This is a genomic window from Spirulina sp. CS-785/01 (genome assembly GCF_028330525.1).
In the GTDB taxonomy this organism is placed as follows: Bacteria; Cyanobacteriota; Cyanobacteriia; order Cyanobacteriales; family Spirulinaceae; genus JAQMSD01.
In genome coordinates this window covers 1-17,194 of record NZ_JAQMSD010000266.1, presented here as the reverse complement: position 1 = coordinate 17,194, position 17,194 = coordinate 1, and the positions used below count along the sequence as shown (strand labels likewise).

At 45.6% G+C, this 17,194-nt stretch carries 16 protein-coding genes; 5 read left to right on the top strand and 11 right to left on the bottom strand.

What is annotated here, in order from left to right; translation table 11 throughout:
• The 3 genes from menD to PN462_RS17280 all read right to left on the bottom strand — a co-directional run.
• Positions 1 to 615 (bottom strand): 2-succinyl-5-enolpyruvyl-6-hydroxy-3-cyclohexene-1-carboxylic-acid synthase (gene menD / locus PN462_RS17290; protein ID WP_272130069.1); only part of this gene is annotated, 615 nt, incomplete at its 3' end.
• A complete protein-coding gene (gene menH / locus PN462_RS17285) occupies positions 605 to 1,345 on the bottom strand; it encodes a 2-succinyl-6-hydroxy-2,4-cyclohexadiene-1-carboxylate synthase (RefSeq protein WP_272130068.1) in 741 nt (246 codons plus the stop codon). The genes menH and menD, both read right to left, overlap by 11 nt.
• A gap of 116 nt (positions 1,346 to 1,461) precedes the next feature.
• A complete protein-coding gene (locus PN462_RS17280) occupies positions 1,462 to 2,895 on the bottom strand; it encodes an isochorismate synthase (RefSeq protein ID WP_272130067.1) in 1,434 nt (477 codons plus the stop codon).
• A 143-nt stretch (positions 2,896 to 3,038) separates the two neighbouring features.
• Here PN462_RS17280 and menA point away from each other — a divergent pair, with 143 nt between their 5' ends.
• Both menA and PN462_RS17270 read left to right on the top strand, forming a co-directional pair.
• On the top strand, positions 3,039 to 3,950 hold the full coding sequence (gene menA, locus PN462_RS17275; RefSeq protein WP_272130066.1) for a 2-carboxy-1,4-naphthoquinone phytyltransferase: 912 nt from the start codon (positions 3,039 to 3,041) through the stop codon (positions 3,948 to 3,950).
• Between the two features lie 278 nt (positions 3,951 to 4,228).
• Positions 4,229 to 5,143 (top strand): o-succinylbenzoate synthase, encoded by a 915-nt coding sequence (locus tag PN462_RS17270; protein ID WP_272130065.1) that lies wholly within the window; start codon positions 4,229 to 4,231, stop codon positions 5,141 to 5,143.
• On the opposite strand, the gene PN462_RS17265 is transcribed toward PN462_RS17270, so the two are convergent.
• The 6 genes from PN462_RS17265 to PN462_RS17240 form a co-directional block, all read right to left on the bottom strand.
• The gene (locus tag PN462_RS17265) at positions 5,130 to 6,125 is read right to left on the bottom strand and encodes a DNA cytosine methyltransferase (protein ID WP_272130064.1); all 996 of its coding nucleotides are present in this window, start codon (positions 6,123 to 6,125) and stop codon (positions 5,130 to 5,132) included. The genes PN462_RS17270 and PN462_RS17265 overlap by 14 nt on opposite strands.
• Positions 6,126 to 6,144: 19 nt before the next feature.
• Positions 6,145 to 7,239, bottom strand: a complete 1,095-nt coding sequence (locus PN462_RS17260; protein ID WP_272130063.1) for a HindVP family restriction endonuclease — start codon at positions 7,237 to 7,239, stop codon at positions 6,145 to 6,147.
• Between the two features lie 24 nt (positions 7,240 to 7,263).
• Positions 7,264 to 8,301, bottom strand: a complete 1,038-nt coding sequence (locus tag PN462_RS17255) for a tetratricopeptide repeat protein (RefSeq protein WP_272130062.1) — start codon at positions 8,299 to 8,301, stop codon at positions 7,264 to 7,266.
• A gap of 133 nt (positions 8,302 to 8,434) precedes the next feature.
• On the bottom strand, positions 8,435 to 10,171 hold the full coding sequence (locus PN462_RS17250; protein ID WP_272130061.1) for an FAD-dependent oxidoreductase: 1,737 nt from the start codon (positions 10,169 to 10,171) through the stop codon (positions 8,435 to 8,437).
• Between the two features lie 208 nt (positions 10,172 to 10,379).
• Positions 10,380 to 11,186, bottom strand: a complete 807-nt coding sequence (rsmA, locus tag PN462_RS17245) for a 16S rRNA (adenine(1518)-N(6)/adenine(1519)-N(6))-dimethyltransferase RsmA (RefSeq protein WP_272130060.1) — start codon at positions 11,184 to 11,186, stop codon at positions 10,380 to 10,382.
• A complete protein-coding gene (locus PN462_RS17240; RefSeq protein WP_272130059.1) occupies positions 11,170 to 11,496 on the bottom strand; it encodes a TMEM14 family protein in 327 nt (108 codons plus the stop codon). The genes rsmA and PN462_RS17240 overlap by 17 nt, the downstream gene beginning before the upstream one ends.
• 221 nt (positions 11,497 to 11,717) lie before the next feature.
• On the opposite strand from PN462_RS17240, the gene PN462_RS17235 reads away from it, so the two are divergent.
• Positions 11,718 to 11,900, top strand: coding sequence for a hypothetical protein (locus PN462_RS17235; protein WP_272130058.1), 183 nt, complete (start codon positions 11,718 to 11,720; stop codon positions 11,898 to 11,900).
• Between the two features lie 32 nt (positions 11,901 to 11,932).
• On the opposite strand, the gene PN462_RS17230 is transcribed toward PN462_RS17235, so the two are convergent.
• Together PN462_RS17230 and ftsH3 are read right to left on the bottom strand one after the other, a co-directional pair.
• Positions 11,933 to 12,472, bottom strand: coding sequence for a cofactor assembly of complex C subunit B (locus PN462_RS17230; RefSeq protein WP_272130057.1), 540 nt, complete (start codon positions 12,470 to 12,472; stop codon positions 11,933 to 11,935).
• A gap of 200 nt (positions 12,473 to 12,672) precedes the next feature.
• Positions 12,673 to 14,523, bottom strand: coding sequence for an ATP-dependent zinc metalloprotease FtsH3 (gene ftsH3 / locus PN462_RS17225; protein ID WP_272130056.1), 1,851 nt, complete (start codon positions 14,521 to 14,523; stop codon positions 12,673 to 12,675).
• Positions 14,524 to 14,806: 283 nt separating this feature from the next.
• Between ftsH3 and PN462_RS17220 the strand changes: the two genes are divergently transcribed.
• Positions 14,807 to 16,255 (top strand): sensor histidine kinase, encoded by a 1,449-nt coding sequence (locus tag PN462_RS17220; protein ID WP_272130055.1) that lies wholly within the window; start codon positions 14,807 to 14,809, stop codon positions 16,253 to 16,255.
• A gap of 181 nt (positions 16,256 to 16,436) precedes the next feature.
• Entirely contained in the window at positions 16,437 to 16,838 is a 402-nt protein-coding gene (locus tag PN462_RS17215; protein ID WP_272130054.1) for a bacteriohemerythrin, read from the top strand.
• The last annotated feature ends 356 nt before the right edge of the window (positions 16,839 to 17,194 follow it).

Genomic DNA, 17,194 nt, shown 5'->3' with positions numbered 1-17,194 from the left:
TCCCCTATCTCCCCTATCTCCCCTATCTCCTCTATCTCCCAACTCCCAACTCCCAACTCCCGACTTCCCCAAAAATAACGGTTCACGAAAAGGGCAATTTAAGTGAACAACACCGGGTTGGGGGAATTGCGATCGCGTCCAAGCCTGAATCGCGCTATTCTGCCAATGGCCCAATATATCCTCCTTTGTCTCCGGAAGGGCTAACTCAGTTTGCCAGTTGGGGTAATGGCCGTATAGTTTCTGTTGGTCGATGGTTTGATTCGCGTGACAATGCCGCAATTCTGGGGGGCGATCGGCGGTTAAAATGATCAGGGGGATATGACTGAGACTCGCTTCAATAATAGCCGGATAAAAATTTGCTCCGGCTGTTCCAGAGGTACAAATTAAAATCACGGGTAAATGGGAACGTTTGGCCACTCCCAAGGCAAAAAAGGCCGCCGACCGTTCATCTAAAATAGGAATAGCCTCAATTTGAGGATGGGTGGCCACTGCTATCGTCAGAGGAGTAGAACGGGACCCTGGACAGACTACCGCAGTCGTTAAACCCTGTTGAGATAAGGTTTCGATGAAAATTGTAGCGCAACGAAGATTAGAATGCTGGAAGTCAAAGGCCATGGAGAAATTGCTTTACGGTGTAGCTAAAGCGGTGGGGGGTTTCGAGATGGATATTATGCCCACAATTTTCGATGACTTGCAACTGGGAGGTTGGACAAGTTTGGCTGATTTTTTGATTAATACGGAGAAATTTTTGATCTTTGTCCCCCACCAGTAGCAGTAAGGGGGAGGAGAGTTGGGGGAGTTTCTCCCAGAGGGAAGGTTGAACTCCTGTCCCACAATAGCGGAGAGAGGTGGCCAGATGGGGGGGTGAATTATTTAAGCGACGTTGGTACATGGTGGGAAACTGAGGATGGGGTTTTAAGCTGGCAAAAAGGGGGTTATTGTACCAACGGGTAAGGAACTCGGAAAAGGGGAGAGTTTCTAATTGTTGGGCCAGTTGTTCATCTCGGTTGCGTCGTTGTTCTCGTTCTGTTGCGGTTTCTAACCCTGGAGAGGCGGATTCTAGTATAATTTTCGGGAAATATTGGGGAAACTGCAAGGCCAGATAAAGGGCGATACGTCCCCCCATGGAGTAGCCGACAAGGTAGGATTGAGTAATATTTTGGGTGTCTAACCAGTCAATAATACTTTGTGCCGTCTGCGGCATGGTATAAGCCTCATTACGGCTTAATTCTAAGTTCTCCCCATGTCCTAGCAAGTCATAGGTTAAACAATTAAATTCGGGTTGTAAGAGTGCAATAACATCCCGAAAATCTTCCCCACTGCCCATAAAACCATGTAACAACAAAAGGTTGTTTGTTTTTGGTTGTGTATTGTGTGTTGTGTGTTCTTTGTTCTTTGTGTCCTTTGTGTCTTTGTGGTTCATCAACTATCAACTATCAACTATTAACTATTAACTATCAACTATTCCAACGCTTTCAACATGGTTTGTAGTTTTAATTGAATTTCTGCAAATTCTTTTTCTGGGTCTGATCCGGCGACAATTCCCGCGCCCCCGTATAATCTAGCATGATGGCCACTAATTAGGGCGGAACGAATGCCGACAATAAACTCACTATTTCCGGTTGCATCTACCCAACCGAGGGGGGCTGCATATAAGCCGCGATCGCAAGTTTCATATTGTTGGATATAATCACAAGCAACTGGGGTGGGAACTCCGGCTACTGCGGGGGTAGGGTGAAGTTGGCTGACGATTTCGAGGGGATGTAACTGGGGAGGAAGTTGTGCGGTAATGGGAGTCCAAAGGTGTTGAATATTGGCGAGTTTTAACAGTTGCAGGGTTTCCCGTTGGGGGGTTAATCCCAGTTGACTGAGTTTAGTGGTAATATAATCACTAACGGCTTGGTGTTCTCGCTGTTCTTTCTCTGAATTTAGCAATTGTTGCGCTAATTTTTGGTCGTCTTGGGGGGTTTTACCCCGTGGGGCAGAGCCGGCTAAAGCATCAGTTTCTAATGTCCCATCATTAATGTAAATTAACCGTTCTGGACTGGCCCCGATAAATTGACTATTCTCCCCATGACTCAAGGAAAACACATAACAGTCCGGGTGATTTTGCCGTAAATGGTTTAAGGAATGAATGGGGTTTAAGGGGTACGGATACAGGACATCTGTGGCATAGGCTAAAACAATTTTTTGTAATTCTTGGTCTTGAATTAAATTAATGACTGACTGAACCGCAGTTTTAAAGGCTTTATCGTTTTTAGGATTGGTTTGATAGGCAATTTTATGATGGGTTTTAGGAGAGTTTAAGGTCAGTTGGGTTAAATTATTAATATTATGAATTAATCTTTCAATGGCTTGCAAAATTCCCGATAATTTGCTATGGCCATCTACTCGACAATTCACCACCAAACAACTATGTTGGTCTTGCCGAGACACCTGCACTTCCGGTAAAAATAAAGTGGCGGGAGCAAAGAGAGAATTAACCCGATCTAAATTCAATAAAAAGGGACTATTGCGAAAAGTGAACGAAGCAAAACAATGCACTCCAGAAAACGGCAAATCTAACTGGCCAAATTGCCAAACATTCTGAAAACAGCGATTCATAAAATCTTGCGATCGCTGAAATCGATCTTCCCCGTCAATGGTACAGGATTGCACTTGTCCTAACGCTGCGATCGCATCTCCCTTTTGCTGCTTTTCCCAATAAAAATACGGCTGATTAGCCGAAAAATGCTGTTGTAAAAACAACAGAGGATCAATATTAGGAATCCCTTGGGAGATACTGACAATTTGCGGACATCCGGAACGGATCGCCGTTTCCTGAACCTCCTGTAAACTGGTATAGAGGTCTTGATCTGCGAAAACAACTGCTGAATGACAGGGAAGAACTGGCATAGACCTTAAAAACGTAACATTTCTTATAAATTTCGTAATGTAAACGGGACATTAATGGTATGTCTAGAGGAGATTGGGACTCCCTGAATCAGACAGGGGGGCCAAACTGCTCTAATTTTAAGTCATTTGTTTAAATTCGATACATGACAACGAATCATTTAGTCAAATCGGCCAACCCTCAACTCTGGTATGCTGCCATAAAACCTCCCATGTACACGGTAGCCATCATTCCCATTACCGTGGGGACTGCCGTTGCATTTCAGCAGACTCAACAGATCAACTGGGGAGTCTATTCTCTGTTTTTGAGTGCAGCGATCGCCATTATTGCGTGGCTTAATTTAAGTAACGATTTTTTTGATTCTTACACCGGAATTGATCAAAATAAACCCCATTCTGTCGTTAATTTAACTGGAAGTAGAACCCTAGTTTTTTGGGTCAGTAATCTCTGTTTAGTCTTAGGACTCGGCGGAATTTTCGCCATTGCTTGGGGTCAACAAGACTGGACTTTATTACTGATAATCTTACTCGCTTGTGCCTTGGGGTACAGTTACCAAGGGCCACCCTTCCGTCTAGGATATCAAGGGTTAGGGGAGATCATCTGCTTCATCACCTTCGGTCCCATGGCCATTGCCGCGGCCTACTATTCCCAAGTCCAAACCCTCACCCTCAACAGTCTCCCTGCGGCCTGTCTCATCGGCCTCAGCACCTCCATTATTCTCTTTTGTTCCCATTTCCATCAAGTCCAAGACGACTTAGCGGCAGGGAAACGCTCCCCTATTGTCCGTATGGGGACTGACAACGGGGTGAAGGTGTTAACGGCCTCGACGGTTTGTTTTTACCTGTTAACCCTCTTATTCGTCCTCTTAGGGGACTTTTCCCCCTGGACTCTCTTGGTGTTTCTCTCCCTCCCCCTTGCTTACGAATTAGTCCACCATGTCGGCCAATATCACAACCAACCGGACAAGGTGAAAAACTGCAAATTCATTGCCGTTAAACTCCATTTCTGGACAGGGTTGCTGTTAAGTCTGGGGTTAGTTGTCCCCCATTTTGGTTAGTTTGTTGTTTGTGAACAAGGGAACAGTAATCAGCATCCGAAGGGAACAGGGAACTCCGGAACTGGGAACAGGGAGATGTTACCCTTACCCTAAAAAGAAGGTCAGAAACTAATCACAGTAAGCCTTTCAGCTAATTTTAGGCGATTGTAGTTTCACCGAGAGTAAACAGTAAACAGTAAACTGTTACCAATAATCAGTTTTTACTCCCCATCTCCTCCATCTCCCCCAACTCCCAACTCCCAACTCCCAACTCCCAACTCCCAACTCCCCTATCAACCTTGTACACCTTCAGCTTCTACCCCTACCAATACCCCTTTAAAACCCCCCTACAAACCCATCACGGGACATGGGAACAACGAGAGGGAATTATTGTCAACTTAACCGACACCACAGGAAACACCGGGAAAGGAGAAATTGCTCCCCTGCCGTGGTTTGGCTCAGAATCCTTTAGCACAGCTTTGGGATTTTGTCAACAACTTGACAATAAAATTACCCCAGAAACCATCTACAACCTTCCCGACAGTCTCCCCGCTTGTCAATTTGCCTTAGAATCAGCATTAGCAGACTTAACCGCTACCTCCTCCCCTTCCCCCACTCCCTCCCAACTCTCTCACCTCCTCCCCACGGGAGAAACCTGCTTACACCATTGGCAAACCCCCTATCAACAGGGAATCCGCACCTTTAAAGTTAAAATTGCCGTTTCTCCCCTGCGTCAAGAATTGAGCATTATTCAACAATTACTCAACTTATTACCCCCCGACTGTAAACTCCGTCTCGATGCCAATGGAGGACTCACCCTAGACACCGCGCAACAGTGGTTACAGCGTCTCGATCATTATTCTAAGCTGGAATTTCTCGAACAACCCCTCCCTCCCCAAGATTGGACAACCTTGTGTCAGTTATCCCAAACTTATCAAACCCCCTTAGCATTGGATGAATCCGTGGCGACCCTTTCCCAACTGCAAGCCTGTTATCATGGGGGATGGACTGGGATTTTTGTGATTAAAGCTGCGATCGCAGGTTCACCCCAAAAATTAAAACAATTCTGCCAAACCCATTCCCTTGATCTCGTCTTCTCCTCCGTCTTTGAAACCCCCATTGGGATGCAAGCAGCATTCCGTTTAGCACAAGACTTAGCCTCCCCCCATCGTGCATTAGGATACGGTATTTCTCACTGGTTTAACTCACTCTAATAGCGTCTTTTGTCTCTCTGTCGTGAATTTCAAGACAAGATTTAAGCAAAGAGTTGTAATTGACGCACTGTACAGAACGTTTTTTCTTAGCAGAATCTTCAATATATTCAAGAATACAACGACCAACATATTCCGCCAGTTTAACCGGAACAGCATTACCGATCATTTGTTCTAAATCTGATTTATTCCCCTGAAACTTAAAAGTTGTAGGAAAAGTTTGAATATAACTTCGTTCCACTGTTGTTAAAGGTCGTACATTCTCTTGAGGATCACAAGCATCCCCCTTATGTTTCTTGTAAGTTTTGGGAATAGGACGATTTACCCCTCGCACCGTGGGACTCGGTTCATAAATACTAAAAATCCCCCGTCGTTGATAACTTCTGGGATGACGATAGAAATATTCAATCCCTAAGCTATCCCCTAAATAATCAAAAACCGTCAGAGGGTGAGAAGATTGATTTTTCAAAAAATAAGGAATTAGCTGATCATCTTCCCCTTGAAAATATCCAATCAAAAAATATCGTTTTCTCGTCTGTGGGACACCACAATAGCTGGCATTTAAGGTGGTTGCAGTTAAACCATACCCACTTTCTCTCAACTGCTTTAATACCAACTCTAAAACCTGACTTTTGGCAATTCTAGCAACATTCTCCATCACAAACCAAGACGGTTTAACTTGAGTAATAATATCAGCAAAGCGAATTGTCAAATTAGCTCTCCCCAAACTTTCATCCCTTTTCCCGGCACTAGAAAAATCTTGACAGGGAGGGCCCCCAATAATCATATCTGGATTAAGATCGGCAATAATTTGAGAAATGTGAGTTTGGGATAAATCTTTTTGAAAAATAGGATGTTGAAAATTATCCTGATACACTGTAACAGCAGGAGACCAAATATCAAAAGCTCCGACGACATCAAACCCCGCATTTTGAAACCCAAGTGATAACCCTCCACAACCTGCAAATAAATCTACTGTTCTCATGATTTTATTCACCTTAATTCTATCCACCCCACTCATTAAAAAGATCAGGAGAATTATAGATTATAGCATCAAATCTTCTTTCAGGACTTAATAAATTTTGACCTCCTCCTAAAATAATTTCTTTGATCTCCTGTTTAGAAATACGAGGCCGAGTCAAAAACTCACCTTGCATATAGCGATGTGTAAACTTGCCACTGACTGCAAAGGCTTTATCATTCTTAGTATTGTAAGATAAAGTATCTATAATTCGTTTATGGTCAAAAGATTCATGACAAGCAAAGTCATACAGCATTTTAAACAACCAAATAATACTGCGAGTATGTCTAGCAATAGTTCGGACTTGACCAAATGTTCTTAATTCGTTTTTACTCGCATCAACAAATAGTCGCGTAAACGCCAAGTTACTCCAAACAAAAGCATCTAAACATTGTTCAGCCAATTGAGGAGATTTTCCTTGGGTTTTCCATACAGGTTGTAGCAAAAATGGTTTTTGTTGATCTAGAAGTGCATTGGCTAGAGTATCCACAATATTTATCATAGTGGATATATGAGGTATAATTTCACTAGGTTCTGTCCAATCTGATATTTCTGGGAAGGAATTTTCCATCAGGAAAGCAAGTAAATCTTGTTTGAGTTGCAATGATGCGACAAAACTACAAGCTAAATAAACAATTGTATCGGGTCTAATAACCAGTTCACAACTATACTGATCTTCGGTTAATTCACAGGTAGTATTGTCTGGTAATGCAGTTAATTTAATCTCTATCGGTTGTAAGCAAGACCCAGTATTTTTAGCTTGCGTCACTAAATCCATCCCCGGAATAGTTCCAATGACATACTGTTGATAGGGGGTAAACTGAGTTTCAAACGCAAAAAACAGATTGTCTGAAGTCGGAACTATTTTATATAATTCTTGAGTATTGAGTTCTGAATGCTCAACATTTAAATTATGATTGAGTTTAAGATAAATATTATTGAGATTTTTGTAATACAGATAACAACTCAACGCAGCAGGGAAAGAAGAATTAAAACAATTTTTACCCCATGCTTTCTTAGCCCTAAAATCTCGATTAGAATACCGAATACCAAAGAGACTAGGTTGTGGGTTAGACATATCCTCTCAAACATCCTAATAAACTTACTCTAACAGAGCTTCCACTGCTTCTAAATTGCGCTGTGCCGTGACATAATCGGGATCAAGGTCTAGAGCATTTTGAAATTGTGTAATTGCCTCCTCATACTCCCCCTGTTGCGCCAGAGAAGTCCCCAAATTATTGTAGCGAATCGCATTAGGCGCAAGCTCCACCGCCTGACGATGCGCCTCAATGGCCTCCTCATAGCGTTCCAATTGACTGTACGCATTGCCCAAATTCGTGTAAGCATAGGGATTATCCCCATTAATCTCAATCGCCTGCTGATAGGTATCTATCGCTTGCTCTACCTCACCCAACCGTTTATACACCAACCCCAAATTCACATAGGCTTCCCCATAACGGGGATTAACATTAATGGCATTTTGATAGGCTTCTATCGCCTCCTGATACTTGTCTTGCGCCGCCAACGCCACCCCTAAGTTATAATACCGCACCGCATTGGGCTCAATTTGTAACGCCTGTAAATAGGCTTCTATGGCCGCCTCTAGATTCCCCTTCGCAAAATAAGCATTGCCTAAATTATTATAGGCTTGAGCATAATTCTCATCCCGTGCGATCGCTTGTTGATAGGCATTAATCGCCTCATCCAGTTGTCCCAACTCCCGCAAGACAACCCCCAAATTACTGTAAGCCACCGCAAAATCCGGATCAAGTGCGATCGCCTGTTGATAGGCTGACTGAGCAGTGGGTAACTCCCCTTGGGCCTGAAACACATTCCCCAAATTATTATAAGCCAGAGGACTTTGGGGATTTAACGCAATGGCCTGCTGATACGCGGCCACAGCCTCATCATACTCCCCCTGCTCCACCAAAGCTAACCCCAAATTGAGATAAGCCGCCGCATTATTCGGAAAACTGCCAATTATCCGTCGCCAGATAGTTTCCGCTTCCGAATAGTTTCCCCCCTGCTGCGCTGCATTACCCTCCCGAAACAACTGTTCGAGGGATTGAGCCAAAACAGGTTGTCCCGATAAAATTAGTAAAAATGAGGCTAACACGGCCACCCAATAACGGTTATTCATGCCCATACACTCCACACTCTGCCTTTATTGTACTCTCGCTTCCGATCTCTCACGCCACCTAACCCCCAAACTTCCTCTCTCCCTGTCCTCTGTGTCTCTATGGTAAATTCCGAGCTTTTAATTTTAACCCTATCTACTCCCATTTTTCTACCACCAACCATCCTCCCGCAGCATTCTCATATCCCCATAATTTCACTGATTTTGGCTCAGACACTCCTTGTAACTTACGATAAACTTCAGGTCGCGTCGTAACCACTTGCCAACTGCCGCTTCCCGTCTGTAACTGATACATCTCCTCCCCTTGGGGGGATAAAATACCCGCAACACATTTTCCAGCCGCTACCTCACTAGAAAACCCCTCACTGCACCCGCAATTCCCATCTAAGGGATAATCTTCGGGATGGTCTAAATAATACCGTTGCCAGGCTTGCCACTCTGGATGAGTGGGCGGTAAGTTAAGGAGGGGAATCACCGCCATTGGTGCAACAGCATCCGTAATTAACGCCTCTTGGACTTGTCGCACAGATAAATCTTGGGGTTGACATTGGCATTCTACACATAAAGCCGCCGTCATTCCCGCCGCTTGACCAATGCCCATCACTATCGGTTGTAAACGAGTTGCACCATTGGCAATGTGAGACACCGATATATTTTTCTCACAAACTAAAAACCCTTCTACAGTCTCTGAAATTAACGCAAAATAAGGAATAGCAAAGGGAGTCCCAGTCCAACGGCCTCCCCATCGCATAGACTTGGGTTGTAGTTTAAAGTCCACCCCCGGATAATGGTGATCATTAGCATAATTCCCCACTATAATAGCAGTCACTTGTCCTTGGGAGTCCGTGGGTAAAGGGGCGACTGTCCCCCCAGACTGGGGTAAAATCATGCCCTCTGTGACGGTTATTTGCCCCTGTAAGCGGCGACTTTCTCGGAAATAGGGGTGGAGGGCAAACGCCCAATTGGACGGGTGAGGAAAGGCATTTTCGGCTAAACCGTAACGCTGGCCGAGGTGGGTTTGGATGTAGCGGGCAAAACTTTGACTATGCCATTGGGCTTCCTGATAATACTCCTGTTTGGCGGTTTCGGACTCGACTAAACGCTGTAAGTTTTCGGCGTAGTCGTTACCGTGAATGGGCCAGTTGAGCATATATAAATTATCGGTCAACCGCCCATAGTTGAGGAACGATTCCCCCCCATAATTGTCCCACGCGCCTTGAAATTGGTCGCTGGTGTCTTTGGGGGGAACGGGGATTTCTGGGGCGTTGTGGTGATAATCTTGTAGGAGGACAACCCAGGTGGGAGACTGGACGGGATAGCGTTGGGTGAGGTCGTTAAAGGTTTCGGGTGCGCTGGGTTCGTTAAATTCGGCTTTTAATTCCCATCCCCAGCGATAGGGGATGTCTGCGAGGGGGAGTAGGTCGCCTAATTCTGTGCCGTCGAGGGTAATTTGGGCGTAAATGTCGTAGTCGGGGAAACGGACTCCGGTAATGCGGTTGTGGGTTTTGTGGACTTCGAGGGGGACTTGTCCGCTTATCCAATGTAAGTTGGGTAAGGTGTTGACCCAGTGGGCGAAGATTTCTGCACCGATGCGGGGATGATAGCTAAAGAGACTCACCCAACTGCGGTCTAGGCCGCCGGGCTGTTTTTGCCGTAGGGTTTGGATATATTGCCCCCAGAGTCCGGTTTGCAGGGCGATGAGTTCGTTGCCATCGGGGACGGCAACGCCTGCGCTGGTGAGCATTCCACCTAACCAAGGAAATTCGCTGACGAGGGTGGTTTTAATGCCTCTCCGTGCGGCTTGAATGGCTGCACAAGTGCCTCCTGTTCCTCCTCCGACAACTAGCACTTGGGTTTTAAGGGTTTCTGGCATGGGTTTTCAATTAACAATTAGCAATTAACAATTAACAATTAGCAATTAACAATAAACAATTAACAATTAACAATTAACAAGTGTTCTGGGTTCTCCCCCATCTTCCCCATCTCCCCCATCTTCCCTATCTCCCCCATCTTCTCTTTGTGTCCTTTGTGTCTTTGTGGTTCAACCGTCAACTATCAACTATCAACTATCAACTAACTTTCTAGATTTTCTTACTTAGGGTGATCCAGTTTTCTACACTTAAATCTTCGGCTCGCGCTTGGGGGTTAAGGTTTAAGGTTTCTAGGAGTTGGGTGAGTTGGGTGGGGGGGATGAGGCTTTTTAGGTTGTTGCGGAGCATTTTGCGCTTGTTGGCAAAGCCGAGTTTGATGAGGGTTTCTAGGCGTTTGGGGTTATGCTCTGGGGTGTCACGGGTGAAGGGGGTGATGCGGATGACGGCGGAATCGACTTTGGGTGGGGGGGAGAAGGCTTTGGCGGGGACGTGACAGATTTTTTCGCAGGTGGCGAGGTATTGGACGCGGACGGATAATGCGCCGAAGGTTTTTGTGCCGGGGGTGGCACAGAGCCGATCGCAAATTTCTTTTTGTACTAATAGCACAATGGAGTCGTAAGCGGGTTGACGGGGTTGGGAAATAGTCCCTAAGAGCCGTTGTAAGATGGGGCCGGTGATGTTGTAGGGAATGTTGGCGACGACTTTGTTGGGGGACTGGAAGCGGGGAAAGTCCCTTAATAGGGTTTCTAGGTTAAGGTCTAATATGTCTCCTTGGAGGAGGAGGAAGTTGTCTTTGGAGCCGAGGTGCTGGACTAATTGTTTACACAGGTCTCGGTCTAATTCTACTGCGACTAAGGCGGCCACATGAGGGAGGAGGCGACGGGTGAGATTCCCGGTGCCTGGGCCGATTTCTAATAAGCGATCGCGCTCTGATAAAACTGCGGCTGCGACAATTTGCTCTAAAACGCGATCGGACTTTAACCAATGTTGGGCAAAGTGTTTACGAGGTTTGGGCATTGATCAAGGGAAAAAGAAGGGTGACAAAGGCGGGAATCCCTAAAATTACCATTAATCCGGCTGGCATGAATTTGCGAGTTTTACTCAGACGGATGAGAAAGGTGACAATGAGGACTCCGGTAATTAGGGTAGCGAGGATCGCACCCCAATTGGCCCCTTGTAACATGGCGATCGCACCAATCAACAACAATACCCCACTCCCTGTCCCGGAAATCAAGGAAATTTGACTTTTACTCTTGACATAGCCCAGAATGCCGCCCACGAGAGACAAAATGCCATAGGCAATGGCCACAATACCTGCGATCGTCATAAATCAACCCTCTGAAATAAATCACCCCATTATTCTAGAGGCTAAATTCCCCACTTTTCTCTCCTTGTGATGAAACGTTGCATTTTGCAATGTGATATTTATCACAGCAAACTTAGCATCAATCTCACACCCCCTGCCGAAAAGAATCACCCCCATTTCTCCGGAATACCTTTACCCTAAAATATGGAATAAACCTCTAATCTATATCGGCTTGATTTCCAATGATACAAACTGATATTAATCAAATCATCGACCATATCCTCTCCACTCGCCAAATTAGCCGGGCAGATCAAAATCGGCTCATGTCTTTGTTATTTGATAATGGCTTGGGAGATCAGGAAGAATCTGGGATTAACCGCATCTACGAAGCACTTCATCAAGGTCTAATTCGCGTCGTAGATTAGTTAATCCCCTCATTGCTGAATAATATTTTCAACTATTCCCAGTCTTTCACTGTCCAAGAAAAAGACTGTTGCAGTTGTGCCAATTCATCCCGATGTCCTCTTACTTTCACCAAATTTTGAGTCGCTTGTTGTCCATCAGCAAGCGATTCGACTTTTAAGAGAACTTCTTCAACTCGCTCCGATTTTTTCCAGTAAAAATAACCCGCTAAGGGAGAAAATAACACTAAGCCAAAAAAGATATTTCCTACCCCAGGAAAAAGATAATTTAAGACCAAGGCCAAACATAATAAACCAATAGCGGCCAGGAAAGAGAGAAAAATGGCCAAAAACCAACTCGGACTCACTAACCCTTTATAGGTCACTTGTTCGGTTTGTGCATCCACTCCGGCCAGTTGATAGGAGCGGCCTTCAAAATAGTTCTGTATTTTCGGGAGGAGGGTTTCTTGGGAGTCGGGAGCAATGAGGGTTATCTGTTCAATACGTTCTTTGGTGGACGCACGAATAAAGAAAAATAAGCCCACCATTAGTAACAGTGTCAGCAGTAGGGTAGAGGAGAGGATAGGAGGATTCATAATAGTTGATAGTTAATAATGGATAATTGAAGCTAAGAAACCGGGTTTCTGTGCAAAATTGTGGCAAAACACGATCAATTTAGATAGAAACCCGGTTTCTCGGCCACTTATATTCATTTAAACAAAGAACAAACAACAAACAACCAAGAACAAAAAACAGCACCCTTACAGATGCTGCTTGACAAAATGATTAAACCATGCTAAACAAGAGCCGCCATTTTCACTTCATTGGTGTTTAACAACTCTTGTAACTCCTCAGCATCCACCGTTTCTTTTTCAACCAGCATTTCTGCTAAACGGTCGAGGATGTGGCGGTTTTCAGTCATTACTTGAGTGGCCCGTTGATAGGCACTATCGACTAATTGACGGACTTCTTCATCAATTAACGCTGCCGTTTCTTCCGAGAAATCTCGGTCTGAGGCAATTTCCCGACCCAAGAATACATTACCTTGTTGACGGCCTAGGGCTACTGGACCCAGGCGATCGCTCATCCCAAAGCGCGTTATCATCTGCCGGGCCACGCGAGCCACCTGTTGTAAGTCATTGGAAGCCCCGGTGGTCACTTCTTCTTCACCGAAAATAATTTCTTCGGCAATTCGACCCCCTAACGCGACGGCCATCTGATTTTGCAGATAAGCGCGGGAATACAACCCAGAGTCCATGCGGTCTTCACTAGGAGTAAACCAAGTCAGTCCACCCGCTTGACCACGGGGAATAATACTAATTTTCTGTACCGGGTCATAATCGGGCATCAGCGCACCGACCAAAGCGTGTCCTGCTTCGTGGTAGGCTACCAACTGCTTGCGTTTTTCGCTCATTACCCGATCTTTCTTCTCGGGCCCCGCTAAAACGCGATCGATAGCATCATTGATTTCATCCATAGAAATCTCAGTTAAATTGCGCCGGGCGGCTAAAATGGCCGACTCATTGAGCAAGTTGGCTAAATCTGCCCCAGTAAACCCAGGAGTCCGACGGGCAATTTTTTCCAAGTCCACATCTTTGGCCAAGGTTTTACCCCGTGCGTGAACTTGCAGGATTTCTAAACGGCCTGCATAGTCGGGACGGTCCACCACCACCTGACGGTCAAAGCGTCCAGGACGCAACAGCGCGGAGTCTAACACATCGGGACGGTTGGTGGCTGCAATAATGATAATTCCGGTATTGCCTTCAAACCCGTCCATCTCGGTGAGTAACTGGTTGAGGGTTTGTTCCCGTTCATCATTACCGCCGCCTAAACCTGCGCCACGACTGCGGCCTACTGCGTCGATCTCATCAATGAAGACGATACAGGGAGCGTTATTTTTGGCTTGTTCAAATAAGTCCCGGACGCGAGATGCACCTACCCCAACGAACATTTCCACGAATTCAGACCCGGAAATGCTGAAGAAGGGCGCACCTGCTTCTCCGGCGACGGCTTTGGCTAAGAGGGTTTTACCTGTTCCTGGCGGTCCAACTAATAACACTCCTTTGGGGATTTTCGCGCCAATGGCCGTAAAGCGATCGGCATTTTTCAGGAAGTCCACCACCTCGGTTAACTCCAGTTTGGCTTGTTCAATGCCAGCCACATCGCCGAAGGTGACTTGGGTTTGGGGTTCCATCTGCACCCGTGCCTTAGATTTACCGAAGTTCATGGCCTGGGACCCAGGGCCGCTGGAGGCACGACGGAGGAGGAAGAATAACCCGATTAATAGTAAAGCGGGAACAAATAAGCTGCTGAGAATGCGGAACCAGAACCCATCGTCTTGAGGCGGTTGGACGGCAATGTCAACGTTATGTTCAGAGAGAATATCAATTAATTCTGGGTCGTTGGGGAGGTTGACCAGAACTTGTGTGCCATCTTGGGCCGTGACTAAGGCTTGGGACCGGTCGGCGGTCATTTTGATGGTTTCGATTTTCTCGTTTTGAACTTCTTGGATTAAACGGCTATATTTCCAAGTTTCTCGGTTTTCACTGGGACTGTCGAGGAAGGCAGACCCTAAAGCTAAAACGACGATGACTAGGAGGACATAGAGTCCTGCATTACGCCATTTTTTATTTTTGTTGTTATTCACGCGATCGAACTCCTAATTCTTGACGGTGCAGATATAGTCAGATTTTTATGCTCTTGTTATGAGAGGGGGGATTAATGGTTTATTGCCCCTTGACTAAATGAGCTAAGTATGATAGGGAGTCTCCTATTTTGCTTCTCACTATATTAACTAATGTTAACCTTTCTCAGAGAAGATTGGGGATCACTTTCTCAGGGAGATTTTGCCCAGAGGAATTTCATTCCCTTCTCAGGAAGCGGGGTTAGGGTGAGGGGAGATAGGTGGCGATTTGGTGAAAGACAAGGTTATGAACGGTTTGGCATGGCTGCAAGGGCTTTGGGAACAGGGGAAGCAACGGCTGAATCCCCATTCGCTGCAATTCCAGTTAACGGTGGGAATTGCGCTGGTGTCGGCGGTGGGAATTAGTAGTATTACGGCGGTGATTGCCTGGCAGTTGGATCGGTTGATTGTGACTTCTCATAAACGACAGGTGGCGACTTTGGCGGAACGGTTTACCGAGAGTGTGGAGATTTACAGCGAGATGATGTCCACTCCGGCGGCCATGCAAAGGGCGATTTCCCATCTCACTACGGGGGATACGTTGATTTGGGTGGAAAGTCCCGATGGGGAGATTGTGGCCATGTCGGAGGCATTGGCCATGGGAGGAAGGGATCAGCAGGTGTTGGAGATTGCTGAACAGGGGATTTCGCCGATTCCTGAGATTTATGCCATTAATCAAGGGTATTGGATTATGTGTGGGAATACCCTTGAGGTACAGCAGCAGGATTGGGGAAAGGTGCATTTAGCCCACGATATTACGGGGGATCAACGGATGTTTTATCGGTTGATTGGGATGTTGGGGGGGGTGAGTGTGGTGGCCATTGGGGGGATGACGATCGCGATCGCAGTTTATATTCAAAAATCCCTCAAACCCCTCCAACAAATGCGCCAACAAACGGCAGCATTATCCGCCGAACAGTTAGGCAAAGAGGAGTTAGTCCTCACCAATGCCCCCAGTGAATTACACCAGTTAGAAACGGCGTTTAATCAGATGTTAAAGCGGTTTCATGAGTCCTGGGAACAACAACGCCAATTTGTCAGTAATGTCTCCCATGAGTTACGAACCCCTCTAACCTTAGTCTGTGGCTATTTACAGAGTACCCTCCGCCGGGGCCAAAACCTCAGCGAACCCCAACAGGAAGCCTTAACCATTGCGGCCAGTGAGGCCAAACGGACGGTGCAATTATTAGAAGATTTATTAGAATTGGCCCGGGCCGAAAATCACCATCTCCATTTCCGTCAAGCCCCCATTTTGCTCAATGATTTTGTGCGGGAAGTGGTGGACATGAGCAAACAATATAGTCAGCGCACCATTGAGTTTAAACCGGATCGGGCGTTGGTGGAAGTGCTGGCAGACCAAGACCGTTTAAAACAGGTATTGTTAAACTTAATCGACAATGCGGTGAAATATTCTGAGCCGGAGCAACCGATTACAATTATTGTGGAGAAAGAGGAGAATCAGGGCGTGATTAAAGTCTGCGATCGCGGTCCCGGCATCCCCCTCGCCCAACAATCCCGCATTTTTGAACGATTTTACCGTCTCGACGAAGCACGCTCTCGGACCGAAGGTGGCGTTGGTTTAGGTCTCTCCTTAGTACAAACCCTAGTCGAAGGCATGGGGGGAACAGTGTCAGTCCGCTCCCAACTACAAGAAGGAAGTACCTTTATTGTCACCCTCCCCATTTTGGAAAATTAAGAAATTTGAGAGACACTTCCCCCCCAACCCCCTCTCCCACCTTGGGCGACGGGGTTGAGGGCTGCATTCCACCCAACTGCACACCGCCATAACTCACAAAACTTTAAACAAATGTAACGACTCTGAAGTTAATTTATTTCTTTTGCTTTAATTGGACTATATCCATTAAACATGAGAAACTATGTCTTATGTCTGGGATGATTCCCTCAAAACAGGAATTCCTTTAATTGATCAACAACATAAGCAATTGATTGATCAGATGAGCCTTTTAGTGCAAGCCTTAAAAAGTAATCAAGCCCAAGGCGAAATCATCAACATCTTAGACTTTCTCGACCAATACGTCGAGCAGCATTTCAGTTATGAAGAAGGCTGTATGTTGAAATATCGCTGTCCGGCGGCTGCTAATAACAAAACAGCACATCAAAAGTTCATCAAAACCTTAAAAGAAGTCCGGCAAGAATATTTTAAAACTGGAGTCTCTTTATCCTTAGTCCTAAAAGTCAATAAAGAGTTACTAGAGTGGTTTATCCATCACATCAAGCGCATTGATATGCAGCTTCAACCTTGTGTTGTTGAAGTCTAGATAATTGATAATTGATAATTGATAGGGGAATTAGAAGCCGGGTTTCTATCCCCATGTTGCCCTGGCACCGAAAATGAACCTCAGCAACCCAGTTTCTCCCTACTCAGGAGAAATTTTATCCCCTACCTTTCCCCCCAAAATTCACCATTACCTTCAACATTAAATATAAATGGTTTAACCTGTTTTAACAGGTTTTAGCTCTGAGCCTTGGGTTTTAACCCAAGGTTCACCCATTGGCTTTCCCCCCCAAAATTCACCATTACCTTCAACATTAAATATAAATGGTTTAACCTGTTTTAACAGGTTTTAGCTCTGAGCCTTGGGTTTTAACCCAAGGTTCACCCATTGGCTTTCCC